The sequence below is a fragment of the Mesorhizobium sp. 131-2-1 genome (assembly GCF_016756535.1).
GTDB lineage: Bacteria > Pseudomonadota > Alphaproteobacteria > Rhizobiales > Rhizobiaceae > Mesorhizobium.
In genome coordinates, this window is the sequence record NZ_AP023247.1 from 589,016 (window position 1) to 606,888 (window position 17,873).

Below are 17,873 nucleotides of genomic sequence, written 5' to 3' on the forward strand. Positions count from 1 at the left end.
ATCTCTCCCGCTTTCCATTCCGGTTCCGGAGGGCGCCCTTTGCGTGATGGAACGCCAAATCCTCTGTTTGAAACAGATGTTCCGGAACGAAAGAACCAAAATACCCAGTTTGTGAAATATTTATTCCATTTCTGGCGACGACGTCAAGGGCGAATCGGAAGCCGGACGCCGGATTTTCGGACCCGCCTGATAGATTCTATCATTTTCGCTGGTCGGCGCGCCGGCACGCGCATTGCCGGTGCGGCTAGATGTTTTCCGGCAGATAGATGTCGAAGGGCAGGAAGGTCTGGCCAGGCGCGTTGGCGGCGCCAGCCTCGATGGCATGCGCCATCAGATCGACAAGCTCGCGGCAGAGCGCGGCGAGCGGCGTGGAGATGACCATGGTGAGGATGTTGTCGGCCAGCGCCGCGCGCGACTCTGCATTGATCTCGTTGCAGACGACGACCGGCATATGTGCGGGTCGCGCGGCCCGTAGCGCCGAGACCGCGCCTTCCATGCCACCACCGGCGACATAGCAGCCGGCGAGGTCCGGATGCCGGGCAAGAAGATCGATCATCGCATCGTGGGTCACCTGGTTCGCTTCCAGGTTGACCAGAGTCTCCATCACGGTGAATTGCGGGGCATGCTCGCGGAAGAAGGAGCGGAAGCCAATCTCGCGCAGTTCATGACCATGGAAGCGATGGCTGCCGACGAAAAGGGCGACCTTGCCGGGCTTGCTGGCCGCCTTGGCGATCATCCAGGCCGCGGTGCGACCAACCTTGCGGTTGTCGAGACCGACATAGCCCTCGCGGATGCCGGCGGCGAAGTCGGACAGCAGGGAGAACACCGGCACGTTCCTGGCCTTCAGGGCCTCCACCGTCGCTGTCAGCGTCGGGTGGTCGGGACCGACGACGGCCACGGCCCTGGATTTCGCGGCCAGCCTGCGTGTCTCGGCGGCGATCTCGTCGGCGGCCAGTGACGCGGCGAAATCGATCGTCGCGACGCCGCGAAAGCGCTGCGATTGCGAGACCGCAAGTTCCAGCTCGCGCGCGAAATCGCCGTAGAAGACATCATTGCCGCGCAACAGCAGAAAGCCCAGCCGGTATTCCGGCAATTCCTGGCGCATGCGCTGCCTGATCAGTCCCGCGGCGTGATAGCCGATCTCGGTCGCAGCCTCATAGACGCGGCGCGCCGTTTCCTCCTTCACCGGCAGGCGGTTGTTCAACACGCGATCGACGGTGGCAACGCTGACACCGGAGACGCGCGCCAGATCGGTGATGGTCGGCCGCTTTGCCATGAGCACTCCCTAGCTTGCCGAGTCAGTTTACCTCATTCTGATATGAAATGATAGAAACTATCTTTCTGATATTGAGACTATCATGGCTTGGGGCTATTTTGCATTTCGACGCCGACCGTGCACGCGCCCACACCTTACGCGAGGGCTGAGCCGTGAGGCGCTGATGGAGGAAGCGATGACGGCAATGATGGACGCGGCGCCATCCCGGCGCGACTACAGCCTGGTCGGCCGCGACGCCAGGCTGGCGGTCGAGAACGGTCTCTCGGCGGCCGAGTGGTACCACACCGACATCCCGCGCAAGCAGATGAAGGAACTGATGCAGCGCTCGGACCAGCCGGCGATCCGCGACACCATCATCTGGCTCGGCGCCCTGATCCTCAGCGGGGCTGGCGGCGCCTGGTTCTGGGGCAGCTGGTGGTGCGTGCCGTTCTTCTTCGTCTACGGCACCCTCTACGGCTCCTCGACGGACTCCCGCTGGCACGAATGCGGCCACGGCACAGCCTTCCGCACGCAGTGGATGAACGATGCCATCTACCAGATCGCCTGCTTCATGATCATGCGCAACCCGGTGACCTGGCGCTGGAGCCATACGCGCCACCACACCGACACCATCATCGTCGGCCGCGATCCGGAAATCTCCGTGATGCGGCCGCCGGACCTGATCCGCACGGCACTGGCCTTTGTCGGCGTCCTCGACGCCTGGCATGCGATGAGCGACATGCTGCGCAACGCGGCCGGCAACATCAGCGCGGCTGAAAAGACCTTCATTCCCGAGCAGGAGCAGCCGAAGGCGATCCGCATCGCCCGCATCTGGACGGCGATCTATGCCGCCACGATCGCGTCGGCGTTCTATTTCGACTCGTTCCTGCCGCTGATGCTGGTCGGCCTGCCCAGGCTCTACGGCGCCTGGCATCACGTCATGACCGGGCTGCTGCAGCATGGCGGCCTGGCCGACAACGTCATCGACCACCGCCTCAACAGCCGCACCGTCTACATGAATCCGATCAGCCGGTTCATCTACTGGAACATGAACTACCACGTGGAGCACCACATGTTTCCGATGGTGCCCTATCACGCGCTGCCCAGGCTGCACGAGTTGATCAAGCACGACCTGCCGACGCCGACGCCGTCGATCCTGGCCGGTTACCGCGAGATGATCCCGGCCTTCCTGCGCCAGCTTCGCCACGAAGACTATTTCATCAAGCGGGAGCTGCCGCCGACGGCCCGCCCCTATCGCGAGGATCTGCACAGCGATCATCCAACGGCTGCTGCGGCCGAATGACCGGCCCAGGCGCGCCGAACAATCCAATTCGCTGGAGGACGACATGAGTGACTGGGTCGAGGCCTGCGCGGCCGGAGACATCGACGAGGAAGACGTCATGCGGTTCGACCATGGCGGCCGTACCTTCGCCATCTATCGCAGCCCGGACGACGAATACTTCGCGACCGATGGGCTGTGCACGCATGAGAAGGTGCATCTGGCTGGTGGACTGGTGATGGACGACATCATCGAGTGCCCGAAGCACAATGGCCGCTTCAACTACAAGACCGGCGACGCCAGGGGCGCCCCGGTCTGCGTCAACCTCAAGACCTATCCGGTCAAGGTCGACGCCGGCAAAGTCCTCATTCAGATCGGGTGATCGCGATGTCCAGGGGAATGGTCGTCATCGGCGCCGGCGAATGCGGCGGGCGCGCCGCGCTCGCCTTGCGCGACCTCGGCTTCGAGGGCGCGGTGACACTGATCGGCGACGAGCCGCACCTGCCCTATGAGCGGCCGCCGCTGTCGAAGGAGGCGATGACCGGCGAGGCGCCGGCAATCAAGGCGATCACCAGCGAGGAGCTTCTGGCCGAACGCTCGATTCAGCACATCCGTTCGGTGCGCGCCGTGACGATCGACCGCGCCGCGCATCTCGTGCGCCTGTCGGACGATTCTTCGCTGCCCTACGACAAGCTGTTGCTGGCGACCGGCTCGCTGCCGCGCAAGCTGCCGATGCCGGGGCTGGGCGAACGCTGTGTCTATCTTCGGACCTTCAACGACGCGCTGGCCATCCGCGCGCATCTCAATCCAAGAAACCGCGTCGCCATCATCGGTGGCGGTTTCATCGGGCTGGAGCTTGCCGCTTCGTCGCGCAAGCTCGGCGCCACGGTCACGGTCATCGAGGCGCAGCCGCGCATCCTGATGCGCGGCGTGCCGGCCGAGATCGCCGCGGTGATCCACGCGGCGCATGAGGCCGAAGGCGTGACCATCCTCGCCGGCCAGGGCATCGAAGCGATCGCCGATAACGGTGCCGAGGTGCGCATCACGCTTGCTGGCGGACGGCAGATCGTCGCCGACCTTGCCGTGATCGGCATCGGCGCCGTGCCGGTGACCGTACTTGCGGCGGAGGCGGGGCTTACGATCGACAATGGCATCGCGGTCGATGCCGAGCTGCGGACCGCCGACCCCGACATCTTCGCCGCCGGCGATTGCTGCTCGTTCCCGCTTGCCGTCTATGGCGGCCGCCGGGTGCGGCTGGAGGCCTGGCGTAATGCGCAGGAGCAGGGCGCGCTGGCGGCGAAGAACATGCTGGGCGCCGGCGAGGTGCATGCCGCCGTGCCCTGGTTCTGGTCGGATCAGTACGGGCTCACGCTGCAGATCGCCGGACTTTCCGACGAGGGCAAGAGCATGGTGCGCCGCGACCTCGACGACGGCGCCTTCATCCTGTTCCACCTGGCGGACGATGGACGGCTGGTGGCGGCGAGCGGCATCGGTCCGGGCAATGCGGTGGCGCGCGATATCCGTCTGGCGGAAATGCTGATCGCCAAGCGCGCGGCGCCGGCGCGCGAGGCGCTCGGCTCGCAAACGATCAAGCTCAAATCGCTGTTGGCGGCGTGAAGCATAGGGGAAGATGCCGGCATCTCGTGGGCATGAGGGGGATCAAGAAATGGCACGCAACAGACCGACGGTCGCCGACCTGCAAGCATTGAAGGGCAAGCGTCAGCTGTCCAAGCTGCGCGTCTTCTCGCTGGAAGAAGCGGAAGCCGCCGAACGCGCCGGCATCGACATCATCTCGGTTACCTATGACCTGATCTTCGACCCGCGTTTCCGCGACGCCGCGCCGACCTGCTTCGCCATTCCGGGCGACGAGCAGGCGAAGATGGGCGCCACCACCGACGAGATCCTGCGCACGGCGGTGAAGCTGCGCGCGGCGAGCGCCGATGCGATGTACTGCTCGGCCAGCCTGCAGACGATCCGCCGGCTGCGCGACGAGCACATCCCGGTCTGCGGCCATGTCGGCCTGATCCCGGCGCATTCGACCTGGACCGGCGGCTTCAAGGCAGTTGGCAAGACCGCGGAGAGCGCCACTTTCGTCTGGAAGCAGGTCAAGGACCTCGAGGCGGCCGGCGCCTTCGCCGCCGAGATCGAGGTGGTGCCGGCCGAAGTGGCGAGCGCGATCTCGCGGCGCACGCCGCTGATCATGATCTCGATGGGCGCCGGCGCCGGCTGCGACGCCCAGTATCTGTTCTCGGAAGACGTGCTTGGCACCAATCGCGGCCGCTATCCGCGCCACGCCAAGCGCTACCGCGACCTCGCGGCGGAGTTCGACCGCATCCAGAACGAGCGCATCGCCGCCTTCCGCGAATATGCCGCCGATATCCAGTCCGGGGCCTATCCGGAACCGCGCCACATGGTCGAGGTGGACGCGCAAGAATTGCGCAAGTTCGAGGCATTTCTCGAAGCAGAAGGCTAAAGGGTCCGAACCCGAGGCGGCTAGAACAGCGCCTTAAGCTCATCCAGCTTATCGTTGACCAGCCAGCCGTAATAGTTTTCCTCGGGCAGTTTTTCCGGCTCGCCGGCGGCGCGGCGCTTCTCGTTCTCGGCCTTCAGCGCAAAGGCGCGCTGCTCGGGATTGCCGACATTGTAGAGCGTCGCCGTGAGGCCGGGATTGTCCGAAATGTCGAAGCCGGCGATGCTCCTATAGGCATCGATCGACGTCCTGATCGTCGCCGCGACGTAAGCCAGCGTCAGGTCCGGGTCCATAATGGTCTTGTAGACCGTGTTCGGATCGCCGACGTCGAGCTTCGGCAGGCCGGAGACCTTGTGCACGAGATCGCCCATCTGCAGCGCGGTCAGCGGATTGAGCTGGCCGAGGCCGAAGGTCTGGCCGGCATAATAGGGCTGGAAGAAGGTGGCGCCGAAGCGGTCGTCGGGGAAGCTTTCGCCGCCGACGCTCTTGCCGCGGAAGGAATGGTTCCAGACCTGTTCGCGGCATTCCCAGAGGTCGTAGCTGTCGGTCATGCCGGCGCATTTCCTGAATTCGGGCCGCGCAACGAAATCGCTGATGTCCTCGCCGTCATAGGCGAAGGAGAGCTTGCTCGACAGATAGGAGATCGCCTTGACGTAGTAGGTCTGCAGTCGGTCGTAGGCGTCGACATTGTAGGTGTGCTCGCCGACGATGGCGCCGACGATGTGGATCGGGTCGATGCCATAGGCGGCGGCCTCCTTCCTGATCTTGGCGCGCAGATCGGCGTCGCTCTGCAAGAGCGCGTAGACCTTGCGGTATTTGGCCTGGAAGGTGGTGTTGGTGGCTTGCGTCCGCCGGCTGGAGGCGCCGGGGATGTCGGGCTGGACGGCGTTGCGGTTCCCCGGCGGCACCAGGGTCTGCGCGTCGGCCACGGCCACAGCTGCCGCCATAGCCAGGCCGAGAAGGAGAAGAAGCCTTTTTTTCATGCGCCGCCGCCCGCTAAAGCGCATCGCGGTCGGAACGATCCCGCAATGCGCCTTAAGTTGTTGTCTTCCATGCGTGCCCAAGCCGCTCGACCGTTTGGGCCTGCCCGAGTCGCCGGGCAAACTAGGTAAAGCCGGTGGGAGAGTCGAGAGAAGCCCACCTCCCGCCAGGGCGAAAGCTGGCCAGATGCTTCCATTTGGCCACACCTTGCCCGCCATGCCTTGCCCGCCCGAAGCCGAGGCCTTGCCCAGCGCTATCCTTACAGGATGAATCTGGACAAATCCGTGTTCCTCGAGAGGTCGCCGACATGCTTTTGCACATAGGCGGCGTCGATGGTGACGGTCGTGCCGTTGCGGTCCGGTGCGTCGTAGGAGATCTCGTCCAGCACCCGCTCCATCACCGTCTGCAGGCGTCTTGCGCCGATATTCTCGACGCTGGCGTTGAGATCGACGGCGATGCCGGCCAGCGAATCGATAGCGTCGTCGGTGAAAGCCAGCTCGACGCCTTCGGTCTTCATCAGCGCGACATACTGCTTGATCAGGCTCGCCTCGGTCTCGGTCAGGATGCGGACGAAGTCCTCCTTCTCCAGCGCTCGCAGCTCGACACGGATCGGCAGGCGGCCCTGCAGTTCCGGCAAAAGGTCGGACGGCTTCGACACATGGAAGGCGCCCGAGGCGATGAACAGGATGTGGTCGGTCTTCACCGGGCCGTATTTCGTCGCCACCGTCGTGCCCTCGACCAGCGGCAGCAGGTCGCGCTGCACGCCCTCGCGCGAAGGCCCGCCCGAAATGTCGCTTCGGGCCGCGATCTTGTCGATCTCGTCGAGGAAGACGATGCCGTCATTTTCCGTCGCGTCGAGCGCTCGCCGTATCACCTCGTCCTGGTCGAGCAATTTGTCGGACTCATCATTGACCAGCAGCGCGTAGGAATCGCGCACCGTGGTCTTGCGGCTCTTGGTCTTGCGGCCGCCCATCGCCTTCGACAGCATGTCGTTGATGTTGAGCACGCCGATATTGCCGCCCGGCATGCCAGGGATCTCGAAGCCGGGCATGCCGCCGGTGCCGGTGTCGGCCACCTCGATGTCAATCTCCTTGTCGTCCAGCTCGCCGTCGCGCAGCTTCTTGCGGAAGCTATCGCGCGTGGCCGGGCTCGCCGTCTTGCCGACGAGGGCTTCCAGCACGCGTTCCTCGGCATTGATCTGGGCGCGCGCGGCGACGTCCTCGCGCATCTTCTCGCGCGCCAGGCCGATGGCGACCTCGACGAGGTCGCGCACGATCTGCTCGACGTCGCGGCCGACATAGCCGACCTCGGTGAACTTGGTCGCCTCGACCTTGACGAAGGGGGCGCCGGCGAGGCGGGCCAGGCGGCGCGAGATCTCGGTCTTGCCGACGCCGGTCGGGCCGATCATCAGGATGTTCTTCGGCATCACCTCTTCGCGCATCTGGCCTTGCAGCTGCTGGCGGCGCCAGCGGTTGCGCAGGGCAATCGCCACGGCGCGCTTGGCGTCCTTCTGGCCGATGATGAAGCGGTCGAGTTCCGAAACGATTTCGCGGGGAGAGAAGGTGCTCATGTCACTAAAATTCCACTTTGCCACTGCTTGATGGACTCGAACGGATGCAGCAGCATGATCACGTTGAGCGTCAGATTGTCCCGGATGATGTAGCCCGTGCCGAGCTCGAAGATGAGGGCCAGGGCAACGACCACCCATATAGGAAGCTTTCGCGCCATCACAAATCCCAGCACCATGGCCAGGGTGTCCGACACCGAGTTGATGATCGAGTCGCCGTAATAGTCGAGCGAAATGGTGCCGGCGCGGTAGCGCTCGATGATGAAGGGGCTGTTCTCCAGAAGCTCCCAGCCGCCCTCGATGAGGACGGCAAAGGCGAGCCTCAGCCCGATCGGCGAACGCGGGAAGAGGAACCGTGCCAGCGCGTAGAACAGGAAGCCATGGATGATGTGCGATGGCGTGTACCAGTCCGAAATGTGCTGGGAGTTCTCCGAGCTCTGCACCACGCCGTGCCACAGCTTGACATAGCCGCAGGTGCAGATCGGCGGATGGCCCATGCCGTAGAGGACGCCGGCCTGGAAGATGAGCAGGGCCAGCACGAGCAGAAGCCCCATGCGCCAGCTGTCCTCATAGGCCGAAAGCGTCCTGTCCTCGCCGGATGCGTTCATCTGCTTCAGTCCCCCTCTTCCATGTCGCCTTCGGCCGCATCGACGGCCATCAGCACGACGTCCCCATATTGCGATTGCCTGCGGCCGATCGGCCTGAAACCCGCCTTCTCATAGGCGCGGATTGCCCGGCCATTGTCCGGATGCGGATCGATGATGACGCGCGGCGCCCCTTCCTCGAAAAGCTGCTCGACGAACTGCCGCACGATGGCCGAACCATGGCCGACGCCGACCAGCTCCGCCGGGCCGATCGACAGGTCGATGCCAAGCGTGCCGAACGGCTGGTCGGCATAGGGGTGATCGTCCTCCAGATGCGGATCGTAGCTCTGTAGGTAGGCGATCGGCCGGCCGTCGAGCTCGACGATCAGCGGCTCGACCGAAACCGAGTCGATGTGCTCGCGGATCTCGGCGATCTCCTTTTCCGGATCGTCCCACCATTCGGCGACATGCGGCGCGGCCAGCCAGCCGGCGATCATCGGCAGGTCCTTTTCCACAACCGGCCGGAAATCGTAGCTGTTTTCCTGGTCGACCATGATCTTGTCCAAAAACCGGTTCCCACTTTTGGGATCATGGTCGGCCGCCTCAGGCGGCATCGAGCGTTTCGATGACGAAGTTGCTGTTGGTGTAGACGCAGATGTCGGCGGCGATCTGCATCGCCTTGCGGGCGATCTCCTCGGCGTCCTTGTCGGTGTCCATCAGTGCGCGGGCAGCCGCCAGCGCGTAGTTGCCGCCGGAGCCGATGGCCATGACGCCATGTTCGGGTTCGAGCACGTCACCGGTGCCGGTCAGGGCCAGCGAGACCGATTTGTCGGCCACCAGCATCATGGCTTCCAGCCGGCGCAGATAACGATCGGTGCGCCAGTCCTTGGCGAGCTCGACGCAGGCGCGAGTCAGCTGGTCGGGATATTGCTCGAGCTTGGCTTCGAGGCGCTCCAGAAGCGTGAAGGCATCGGCGGTGGCGCCGGCAAACCCGGCAATGACGTTGCCGCCCGTGCCGATGCGGCGCACTTTCCTGGCATTGCCCTTCATGATGGTCTGGCCAAGGCTGACCTGGCCGTCGCCGGCGATCACAACCTTGCTGCCCTTGCGCACTGTCACGATCGTCGTGGCGTGCATGGTCAGTTCATTCGACATTTTCTGCTCCGATTCGCGCCATCCCAATAAGGCGATTGGCACGGTACGAGTGATTTTGATCGGCCATATGTATGCATGGGGTGGGCGATTGCAAACCACATGCCGGCCAGCCCGATACCGCATGGGAATGGCAACTGGCAATCGCTGGATCATGCTGCTAGAAGGCTCTCGTTTTCAAGCATATGGGCGTTTGCTGCCTGCGCGCTGCCGCACGCCGCAATGCTCTGGACAAGGAATTGATCATGCCGACGCGTTCCGCCGAAGCCAGCCGCAAGACCAAGGAAACCGACATTTCGGTGTCGGTCCATGTCGACGGTTCCGGCAAGTCGGACATTTCGACGGGGGTCGGCTTCTTCGATCATATGCTCGACCAGCTGTCGCGCCATTCGCTGATCGACATGACGGTGAAGGCCAAGGGCGATCTGCACATAGACGACCACCACACGGTCGAGGATACCGGCATCGCACTCGGCCAGGCGCTGGCCAAGGCGCTGGGCGAGCGGCGCGGCATCATGCGCTATGCCTCGATCGACCTTGCGATGGATGAGACGCTGACCAGGGCAGCGATCGACGTCTCGGGCCGGCCGTTCCTGGTCTGGAACGTGACCTTCTCGTCGCCCAAGATCGGCACGTTCGACACCGAGCTGGTGCGCGAATTCTTCCAGGCGCTGGCGCAGAACGCCGGCATCACCCTGCATGTTACCAACCACTACGGCGCCAACAACCACCATATCGCCGAGACCTGCTTCAAGGCGGTGGCGCGGGCGCTGCGTTCCGCGCTCGAGCGCGACCCGCGCCAGCCGGACGCCGTGCCGTCCACCAAGGGATCTCTGAAAGGGTAGGCGATGGCCATCTATGTCGTGATGGAGCCGCCGGCGGGCACCAGAAAAGCCGATGAGACGACCTTCGTCCGCGACGGCTTCACCTGGCTCGGCTTCCTGGCCTCACCGCTGTGGCTCGCCTGGCACCGGCTGTGGATCGAGGCGGCGCTGACCTTTGTCGTCATGGCCATCCTGTCGATGCTCGGCGAGAAGCTCGGGCTTGCCTGGGCCGGCTCGGCTCTGTCGCTGCTGGTCTCGCTCTATGTCGGGCTGGAGGGCCAAGGCCTGCGCATCGCGGCGCTGCGCCGCCGCGGCTGGCGCGAATGGGGCGTTGTCGAGGCCGACAGGCTGGACGGCGCCGAGACGCGTCATGCGCTGGAGACTGACGCGCAGCCAGACGAGCAGGTGCCCGCGCCGCGCATCGTGCCGGACGCCGCCCTCGCCCGACCGGCGCAGACCGGCATGGCGCTGGGGCTGACCCACACGCCGGGAAGGCCCTGACATGCGGGTTGCGATCATCGACTATGGCTCGGGCAATCTGCGCTCGGCCACCAAGGCCTTCGAGCGCGCCGCGCGCGAGGCGGGCGTTGCCGCGACAATCGAGCTCACCGCGGACGCCGAGCGCGTCCGCACCGCCGACCGCATCGTGCTGCCTGGCGTCGGCGCCTATGCCGACTGCGCCGCCGGCCTCAAGGCCGTCGCCGGCATGTGGGAAGCAGTGGAAGAGGTGGCGATCGCCAAGGGGCGGCCATTTCTCGGCATCTGCGTCGGCATGCAGCTAATGTCGGAACGCGGGCTGGAAAAGACCGTCACCAGGGGCTTCGGCTGGATCGCGGGCGACATCAAGGAGATCGCGCCAGCCGACCCGGCGCTGAAGATCCCGCAGATCGGCTGGAACACGATCGAGCTCAAGCGCGATCACCCGGTATTCTCGGGCATCGCGACCGGCGCCGACGGGTTGCACGCCTATTTCGTCCATTCCTATCATCTGGAGGCCAGCAAGCCGGACCAGGTGCTGGCCGTCGCCGATTATGGCGGGCCGGTCACGGCCGCCGTCGCCCGCGACAACCTCGTCGGCACGCAATTCCACCCCGAGAAGAGCCAGGCGCTCGGCCTCGCGCTGATCACCAATTTCCTGCGCTGGAGGCCTTGATGAGCAAGAAGGGCTACTGGGTCGTCATGCTCACCGTTACCGATCCGCAGGGCTACGAGCGCTATCGCGACGCCATCGGCGACGCCATTTCCAGTTTCGGAGGCAGCTATCTCGTGCGTGGCGGACAAGTCACGAACCCCGAGGGCTCGGATTTTGGCAGACATGTGGTGGTGGAGTTCGACTCCTATGAGACTGCGCTGAGCTGCTATCGATCGGAGGCCTATCAGTCGGCGCTCAAGCATCGGCGGGCGGCTTCCACCGGACATTTCGCCATCGTCGAGGGCGCCTGACCATGATCCTGTTTCCCGCCATCGATCTCAAGGACGGCAAATGCGTGCGGTTGAAGCACGGCGACATGGCAACGGCGACCATCTACAACGATGACCCGGCGGCCCAGGCAAAAGCCTTTGAACAGCAAGGCTTCGAGTGGCTGCATGTCGTCGACCTCAACGGCGCCTTCAAGGGCCAGAGCGTCAACAGCGCGGCGGTCGGCGCCATCCTCAAGGCGACGAAGAACCCGGTGCAGCTCGGCGGCGGCATCCGCACGCTGGAGCAGATCGAGGACTGGCTCGACCGGGGCCTGGCGCGCGTCATCCTCGGCACGGTGGCGGTGCGCGATCCCGATCTCGTCAGGCAGGCCTGCAAGACCTTCCCGGGCAAGGTCGCCGTCGGCATCGACGCCAAGGGCGGCAAGGTGGCGGTCGAGGGCTGGGCCGAAGCGTCCAGCCTCGGCGTCGTCGAGCTGGCCAAGAAATTCGAAGGCGCGGGCGTGGCCGCCATCATCTACACCGACATCGACCGCGACGGCGTGCTGACCGGCATCAACTGGGACGCCACCATCGACCTCGCCGAGGCGGTGTCCATTCCGGTGATCGCCTCGGGCGGCCTGGCCTCGATCGCCGACATCGTGCGCATGACCATGCCGGACGCGCAGCGGCTCGAAGGCGCGATTTCCGGCCGGGCGCTCTATGACGGCCGCATCGACCCCGCGGAGGCGTTGGCCGTCCTGCGCGGCGAGAGGATGGAGGCAAGGCCTTGAAGGTCTCGATCATCCTGGCGTCCTACGACAGCGGCCACTATCACGGCGGCTGCGGCCAGGGTCCGGACGCGCTGATGGCCGGTGGCCTTGCCGAGGCGCTCAAGCTGGCCGGCCATGACATCGACGTGCACGACATCGGCAGGGTAAGCGACGACGAGCGGGCACGGGAGATCGCTACCGGCTTCGCCGTCTGCAACGCCGTTTCCGGCGAGGTTCGCATCGCGCTCGACAACGAACGGTTCCCCATCGTGCTCGCCGGCAATTGCCTGACCAGCGCCGGCGCGGTGGCGGGCGAAGGCGCCGACGCCATCATCTGGGCCGACCAGCATGGCGATATCAACACGCCGGACACCTCGACATCCGGATTTCTCGACGGCATGGCGCTGGCGACGGTGCTCGGCCTTTGCTGGCGGCCGATGACGGCGCAAATTCCCGGCTTCAAGGCGATTGATCCGGCCCGCTCGGTGCTCGTCAATGCACGCGACCTCGACGTTGCGGAAAGCGAGCAGCTGGAAAAACTCCCGGTCATCCGGGCCGAATGCCCGGACTGGGCCGGCGCGGCGGAGAGACTGAAGGCGGCCGGCGCCGGACGGGTCCATATGCACATCGACCTCGACGTTCACGACCCGGAGGAATTGCAGGCCAACCGCTTCGCCACGCCCGACGGTCCGGGACCCAAGCAGGTGCGGCAGGCGATGTGCGGCATGGTCGGCGCACTGCCCATCGCCGGCCTCACCATCTCGGCCTATGATCCGGCCTTCGATGCCAAGGGCGAGGTGCCGCCGCTGGTCGGCGAATTGCTGGTCGAGCTGCTCGCGACGATGGAGAGAAGCTGATGCTGAAGGCCCGCGTCATTCCTTGCCTCGACGTCAAGAACGGTCGTGTCGTCAAGGGCGTCAACTTCGTCGACCTCGTCGATGCCGGCGATCCGGTCGAGGCGGCCAAGGCCTATGACGCGGCCGGCGCCGACGAGCTCTGCTTCCTCGACATCACCGCTTCATCAGACAACCGCGAGACGATCTTCGACGTCGTCGCCCGCACGGCGGAGCAGTGCTTCATGCCGCTCACCGTCGGCGGCGGCGTGCGTCAGGTGGCGGACATCAGGAAGCTGCTGCTGGCCGGCGCCGACAAGGTGTCGATCAACACCGCGGCGGTGAAGAACCCGGATTTCGTCGCCGAGGCGGCCGACAAGTTCGGCAACCAGTGCATCGTCGTCGCCATCGACGCCAAGAAGGTGTCGTCCGCCGGCGAGGTAGACCGCTGGGAGATCTTCACCCATGGCGGGCGCGAGAAGACCGGCATCGACGCCGTCGAGTTCGCGCGAAAGATGGTCGATCGCGGCGCCGGTGAGATCCTTCTGACATCGATGGACCGCGACGGCACCAAGGCAGGCTACGACATCGCTTTGACACGCGCGATCGCCGACGCGGTGCGCGCGCCGGTCATCGCCTCCGGCGGCGTCGGTACGCTCGACCACCTGGTGGAAGGTATCCGCGACGGCCATGCGGGCGCCGTGCTTGCCGCCTCGATCTTCCATTTCGGCACGTATACAATTGCCGAAGCCAAGGCGCATATGGCCAGGGCCGGGTTGCCGATGCGGCTGGACTCGCCGGTTCAACGGGCTTAAACGGCGAAAATGACTGAGTTTTCGCTGTCCGACCTGGAAAGAACCATTAAGGAGCGCGCCCATTCCGGCGATCCGGACTCGTGGACGGCGAAGCTGTTTGCCAAGGGCATCGACAAGGCGGCGCAGAAGCTCGGCGAGGAAGCCGTCGAGACGGTGATCGCCGCCGTCCGCGGCGACAGGCAGAGCCTCGTTTCGGAAAGCGCCGATCTTATGTATCATTGGCTGGTCGTTCTCGGCATCGCCGGCGTGCCGCTGGACGAGGTGCTGAAGGAACTCGAGGGCCGCACCGGCCGCTCGGGCGTTGCCGAAAAGGCGTCGCGGCCGAAGGGCTGACCGGAGAGACGGATAGAGCATGATGTCGCCCGAAAACCGCTTCACACTTTTCGGCGTCATGCTCTAGGAGGGCAGGAAACTCGATGGATCAGCTTGCTCCTACCGAGAAATACTCCCCCTATCGTTTCTTCTCGGCCGAGCAATGGTCACGGTTCCGCGCCGACACCCCGCTGACGCTGACCGAGGACGAGATCAACCGCCTGCGGTCGCTGAACGACCCGGTCGACCTCGAAGAGGTCAAGCGCATCTATCTGTCGCTTTCCCGCCTGCTTTCGGCGCATGTCGAGGCAAGCCAGCTCCTATTCCGGCAGCGCCAGGCCTTCTTCAACGCGCAGGACGTGGTCAAGACGCCGTTCATCATCGGCATCGCCGGCTCGGTCGCGGTCGGCAAATCGACCACGGCGCGCGTCTTGAAGGAATTGCTGGCGCGCTGGCCGTCGAGCCCGAAGGTCGATCTCATCACAACCGACGGCTTCCTTCTGCCGAACGAGATCCTGCGGCGCGACAATCTGATGGAGCGCAAGGGCTTTCCAGACAGCTACGATGTCGGCGCGCTGCTCAGGTTCCTGTCGGGCATCAAATCGGCGCAGCGCAATGTCCGCGCACCGGTCTATTCCCACCTGACCTATGACGTCATCCCCGGCGAGTTCGTCACCATCGACCGGCCGGACATATTGATCTTCGAAGGCATCAACGTGCTGCAGCCGGGCAAATTGCCGAAGGACGGCAAGATCGTGCCTTTCCTGTCGGACTTCTTCGACTTCGCCATCTATATCGATGCCGACGAGGAGCTGATCCATCAGTGGTACATCCAGCGCTTCATGCGGCTGCGCGAAACCGCCTTCCGCAATCCGGACTCCTTCTTCCACCGCTATTCGCAGCTGTCGGAGGACGCCGCGCGCGCCATCGCCGAAGGCCTGTGGACCAACATCAACCTGAAGAACCTGCGCGAGAACATCCTGCCGACGCGGGCGCGGGCCGATCTGATCCTGCGCAAGGGCGCCAACCACCTGGTCGAGGAAGTGGCGCTGCGGAAGCTGTGATCCGCCTCGCTGCGAGCGTGCTCGCCGTTCTTCTTGCCAGGCTCCGAAAGTCAGGCGGGTTCCAGAGGATCTTTCGACCGGCTCTCCAGGAAGCGTGGTCGTTTCACCTGTATTGACTTTCCGCAGGCCCACCAGATGGCGAGCGCCGCCGGAATGGCGACGATTCCATCCACCGCGTAGTGCCACCCGAGGTGGATCGAGCCGAAAAAGATCAAGGCGCCGAAGGCCAGCATGACATGACCGAACCTGCGATCGATGGAGTATGCAACGACCACAAACAGCGCCGCCTGCGCGTTGTGCATGCTGGGCATGGCCGAAATGCCGCCGGGCAGGTCGACCTGGCCGGTATAGACCTGCCAGAGGAAATCCCTGGTCAGGTTTGACGACAGCGGATAGCTGGCGGCGACGTCGTCAAGGTAGCTCATGAGATCGGCATAGGGCGAGGCTGTTCCCGGCACGACGTCAGCGAAGTAGCAGGGCCCGGCCGAGGAAAAGATGGTCGCCATGACCAGGCCGATCAGGATCCAGGAGGCGACGGTCGCCCGCCAGTAGCGGACGCGGACCGCTTCCGGGACCCGCGGGCTGGCGAGCAGGCCCGCCCAGAACAGGAAGACCATCGGCACCCACAAGGTATACGTAACGTCGAACACAAGGGTGATCCACGGCATGCCGACCATCGGCTGGAGGATTTGCCAAGGTTGATAGCCGCCCAGGAGAGCGGAATCCCAGCGGGCGAAGGTTTCGTCCCACTGGAAGGGAGCGACAACCGGGATCATCGTCTTGTTGTAGAGGAAGGCCCCCATGAAGAGGGCCAGTATGGCGCTGCCGTAGAGATAGCGCGCAAGCATGCTCGACAGGAGCAAGGCTTTCAGGTTCGCCACCGCGAAGCTGACCGGGGACTGGTGGCGAGCCTGCAGGAGCGCACGTAAACAAACCCAAGCGACTATGGCCGAACTCAACATCAGAAAGGATTGCCAGAGGCGGCTGCCATACTCCAGGACATGCTGCAGGATTGAATCACCCCTGATCGTCGCGATCAGCAGAGTGACAAGGACGAATAGGACGATCGTCCCATAGAGCGCCGCATTGCGGCGTTTCTCTTGCCAGAGCCACACCGGAAACCGGGCTGTCCGCAAGAAATGCTGCCCTATTTCGGTAGAAGACATGGAGAGGACGGGACCTCGAGAAATTGTTGGCCTCGGTATGACATGGTGTCTTTTAAAGAATAGTAAGTTCGAAAGTGAAAATGCCGGCTCCAGCTATGGCCGCGCTTGTTCAGAAGCTTCTAATTTTATGTATCTGCAAAGTGAGGAACTATCCTCGCCACCATCCCGAGGGGAGTCATCTTGGCCTCTTGCGGATAGACGGCCGAAACCTTTCGCCATGGCTGGCCGCGGCGGCACGTCTCGCAAGCGTCAAGAAGCGGTGACGACCGCCTCGGGCCGATTGACGGTGGCGGTCTGCATATCCGGCGCCGGCCGGGGATCGGCGGGGATCAGTTTGCGCGCAACGGCATAGACGACGAGCGTGACGGCGGCGCTGACATAGCCGTCGATCGCATAGTGCCAGGCCAGATAAACCGAGCTGACCGCGACAAAGGCGACATAGAGGAGCGCCAGCGCACCAAGACGGCGGTCGTACTCGCGCAGGAACAGCGCGTTGAGCATTGCCAGGCCGACATGCACGCTGGGAAACGCCGATATGCCCGAAGCGAAGCCCGCCTGCCTGGCCTCGTGCAGCGACCATAGATACTGCTGATAGGTAACAGCGGAATTGCGCGATACAGCGCCATGGGCCAGGAACGCCAGCTGTTCGCCGAACCGGGCCACGTCGCCCGTCACCGCGCCGTAAAATGCCGGACCAGCGGACAGGAACAGGGCGGCCAGCACGTTGCCGACGATGATCCAGACCGCCATGAAGCAGGCCAGATAGCGCGTTCGAACCGATGCCGCCATGGGTGACGTCGCGACAAAGAACAGGGCGCCGAAATTCAGCAGGAACCAGAAAACGTTGTAATTCCATTCGACGACGGCGCGAACCAGATCATTTTCGGCCACCGCGTAAAGCCAGCGCCACGGATCGGTGCCAAAATGCAGGAAAGCGTCGATGTTGGCTTGCGCCACGTCGAATGGAAAACCCCCCTGCCAGATTGGCATGCCGTTTTTCACCGAGGTGAATGTGCCCTGGAAGATCATGAGCGCCATGAGGAGGCACAGGCCCGAGAACGAATACGCCAACCGCGATGTGGAAAAGATCCGTCTTGCCGCAAGGCGACGCCGGGAATCAAAGCGACGCACAATCACAAGGAAGTCGATAAGGATGGCAAAAGTGGGCAATATCAGGCAGTTCAGAAAGGTCCATCGCCCGAAATATATCGAGTATGCCTCCAGGTCGGCGGCGCCGATCGCGTTGAGAAACACCAAGCCGGCCAAAGTATAGATCACTATGCACAGATAGAGGGCCGAATCCCTGCGAACGACTGGGGCCGCCGCCCTCAATATCATCGGCAACTTATAGAAGGCCAAACTGATATCTTTCATCGTCCCGACCCCGACGGCAATGCCTT

Annotated in this window: 21 protein-coding genes; 13 read left to right on the forward strand and 8 right to left on the reverse strand. The window is 64.1% G+C overall.

Going from position 1 to position 17,873, the window contains the following annotated elements; all coding sequences use genetic code 11:
* Positions 1 to 244 precede the first annotated feature (244 nt).
* Positions 245 to 1,276 (reverse strand): LacI family DNA-binding transcriptional regulator, encoded by a 1,032-nt coding sequence (locus tag JG743_RS02730; protein ID WP_202298011.1) that lies wholly within the window; start codon positions 1,274 to 1,276, stop codon positions 245 to 247.
* Positions 1,277 to 1,463: 187 nt separating this feature from the next.
* Here JG743_RS02730 and JG743_RS02735 point away from each other — a divergent pair, with 187 nt between their 5' ends.
* From JG743_RS02735 to JG743_RS02750, 4 genes are read left to right on the forward strand one after another with little or no spacing between them, the layout of a single operon-like run.
* Positions 1,464 to 2,558: a fatty acid desaturase family protein gene (locus JG743_RS02735; protein WP_202302401.1), complete on the forward strand. Its 1,095-nt coding sequence runs from the start codon at positions 1,464 to 1,466 to the stop codon at positions 2,556 to 2,558.
* Positions 2,559 to 2,601: 43 nt separating this feature from the next.
* Positions 2,602 to 2,916, forward strand: coding sequence for a MocE family 2Fe-2S type ferredoxin (locus JG743_RS02740; protein WP_126057092.1), 315 nt, complete (start codon positions 2,602 to 2,604; stop codon positions 2,914 to 2,916).
* Positions 2,917 to 2,921: 5 nt separating this feature from the next.
* On the forward strand, positions 2,922 to 4,151 hold the full coding sequence (locus tag JG743_RS02745) for an NAD(P)/FAD-dependent oxidoreductase (protein ID WP_244673049.1): 1,230 nt from the start codon (positions 2,922 to 2,924) through the stop codon (positions 4,149 to 4,151).
* Between the two features lie 49 nt (positions 4,152 to 4,200).
* Positions 4,201 to 5,007, forward strand: a complete 807-nt coding sequence (locus tag JG743_RS02750) for a 3-methyl-2-oxobutanoate hydroxymethyltransferase (RefSeq protein ID WP_202298013.1) — start codon at positions 4,201 to 4,203, stop codon at positions 5,005 to 5,007.
* A 20-nt stretch (positions 5,008 to 5,027) separates the two neighbouring features.
* Here the strand turns inward: JG743_RS02750 and JG743_RS02755 are convergent, their stop codons facing one another.
* From JG743_RS02755 to hslV, 5 genes are all read right to left on the reverse strand, one after another.
* Positions 5,028 to 5,987 carry a DUF1402 family protein gene (locus JG743_RS02755; RefSeq protein WP_202298015.1) on the reverse strand — a complete coding sequence of 320 codons (960 nt, stop codon included), beginning with the start codon at positions 5,985 to 5,987 and terminating at the stop codon, positions 5,028 to 5,030.
* Positions 5,988 to 6,244: 257 nt separating this feature from the next.
* Positions 6,245 to 7,555, reverse strand: coding sequence for an ATP-dependent protease ATPase subunit HslU (hslU, locus tag JG743_RS02760; protein ID WP_202298017.1), 1,311 nt, complete (start codon positions 7,553 to 7,555; stop codon positions 6,245 to 6,247).
* Positions 7,552 to 8,160: a DUF2585 domain-containing protein gene (locus tag JG743_RS02765; RefSeq protein ID WP_202298019.1), complete on the reverse strand. Its 609-nt coding sequence runs from the start codon at positions 8,158 to 8,160 to the stop codon at positions 7,552 to 7,554. The genes hslU and JG743_RS02765 overlap by 4 nt, the downstream gene beginning before the upstream one ends.
* Positions 8,161 to 8,165: 5 nt before the next feature.
* Complete coding sequence (locus tag JG743_RS02770; protein WP_202302406.1) at positions 8,166 to 8,690, reverse strand: GNAT family N-acetyltransferase; 525 nt, start codon at positions 8,688 to 8,690, stop codon at positions 8,166 to 8,168.
* A 49-nt stretch (positions 8,691 to 8,739) separates the two neighbouring features.
* On the reverse strand, positions 8,740 to 9,291 hold the full coding sequence (hslV, locus tag JG743_RS02775; protein WP_202298021.1) for an ATP-dependent protease subunit HslV: 552 nt from the start codon (positions 9,289 to 9,291) through the stop codon (positions 8,740 to 8,742).
* 242 nt (positions 9,292 to 9,533) lie between these two features.
* On the opposite strand from hslV, the gene hisB reads away from it, so the two are divergent.
* The 9 genes from hisB (at position 9,534) to coaA (ending at position 15,307) form a co-directional block, all read left to right on the forward strand.
* Positions 9,534 to 10,133: an imidazoleglycerol-phosphate dehydratase HisB gene (gene hisB / locus JG743_RS02780; protein WP_202298023.1), complete on the forward strand. Its 600-nt coding sequence runs from the start codon at positions 9,534 to 9,536 to the stop codon at positions 10,131 to 10,133.
* 3 nt (positions 10,134 to 10,136) lie between these two features.
* Positions 10,137 to 10,613 (forward strand): DUF2628 domain-containing protein, encoded by a 477-nt coding sequence (locus JG743_RS02785; protein WP_202298025.1) that lies wholly within the window; start codon positions 10,137 to 10,139, stop codon positions 10,611 to 10,613.
* A gap of 1 nt (position 10,614) precedes the next feature.
* Positions 10,615 to 11,265 carry an imidazole glycerol phosphate synthase subunit HisH gene (hisH, locus tag JG743_RS02790; protein ID WP_202298027.1) on the forward strand — a complete coding sequence of 217 codons (651 nt, stop codon included), beginning with the start codon at positions 10,615 to 10,617 and terminating at the stop codon, positions 11,263 to 11,265.
* Positions 11,265 to 11,555, forward strand: a complete 291-nt coding sequence (locus tag JG743_RS02795) for a DUF1330 domain-containing protein (RefSeq protein WP_202298029.1) — start codon at positions 11,265 to 11,267, stop codon at positions 11,553 to 11,555. The genes hisH and JG743_RS02795 overlap by 1 nt, the downstream gene beginning before the upstream one ends.
* Positions 11,556 to 11,557: 2 nt before the next feature.
* Complete coding sequence (hisA, locus tag JG743_RS02800; RefSeq protein ID WP_202298031.1) at positions 11,558 to 12,304, forward strand: 1-(5-phosphoribosyl)-5-[(5-phosphoribosylamino)methylideneamino]imidazole-4-carboxamide isomerase; 747 nt, start codon at positions 11,558 to 11,560, stop codon at positions 12,302 to 12,304.
* Positions 12,301 to 13,140, forward strand: a complete 840-nt coding sequence (locus tag JG743_RS02805) for an arginase family protein (protein ID WP_202298033.1) — start codon at positions 12,301 to 12,303, stop codon at positions 13,138 to 13,140. The genes hisA and JG743_RS02805 overlap by 4 nt, the downstream gene beginning before the upstream one ends.
* Positions 13,137 to 13,931, forward strand: a complete 795-nt coding sequence (gene hisF, locus JG743_RS02810; RefSeq protein WP_202302408.1) for an imidazole glycerol phosphate synthase subunit HisF — start codon at positions 13,137 to 13,139, stop codon at positions 13,929 to 13,931. Before JG743_RS02805 ends, hisF begins: the two co-directional genes overlap by 4 nt.
* 9 nt (positions 13,932 to 13,940) lie before the next feature.
* Complete coding sequence (locus tag JG743_RS02815; RefSeq protein WP_202298035.1) at positions 13,941 to 14,264, forward strand: phosphoribosyl-ATP diphosphatase; 324 nt, start codon at positions 13,941 to 13,943, stop codon at positions 14,262 to 14,264.
* A gap of 83 nt (positions 14,265 to 14,347) precedes the next feature.
* Positions 14,348 to 15,307, forward strand: coding sequence for a type I pantothenate kinase (coaA, locus tag JG743_RS02820; RefSeq protein ID WP_202298037.1), 960 nt, complete (start codon positions 14,348 to 14,350; stop codon positions 15,305 to 15,307).
* Between the two features lie 50 nt (positions 15,308 to 15,357).
* Here the strand turns inward: coaA and JG743_RS02825 are convergent, their stop codons facing one another.
* Together JG743_RS02825 and JG743_RS02830 are read right to left on the reverse strand one after the other, a co-directional pair.
* Complete coding sequence (locus JG743_RS02825; protein WP_202298039.1) at positions 15,358 to 16,422, reverse strand: phosphatase PAP2 family protein; 1,065 nt, start codon at positions 16,420 to 16,422, stop codon at positions 15,358 to 15,360.
* Between the two features lie 300 nt (positions 16,423 to 16,722).
* Positions 16,723 to 17,847 carry a phosphatase PAP2 family protein gene (locus tag JG743_RS02830; protein ID WP_202298041.1) on the reverse strand — a complete coding sequence of 375 codons (1,125 nt, stop codon included), beginning with the start codon at positions 17,845 to 17,847 and terminating at the stop codon, positions 16,723 to 16,725.
* Positions 17,848 to 17,873: the final 26 nt, after the last annotated feature.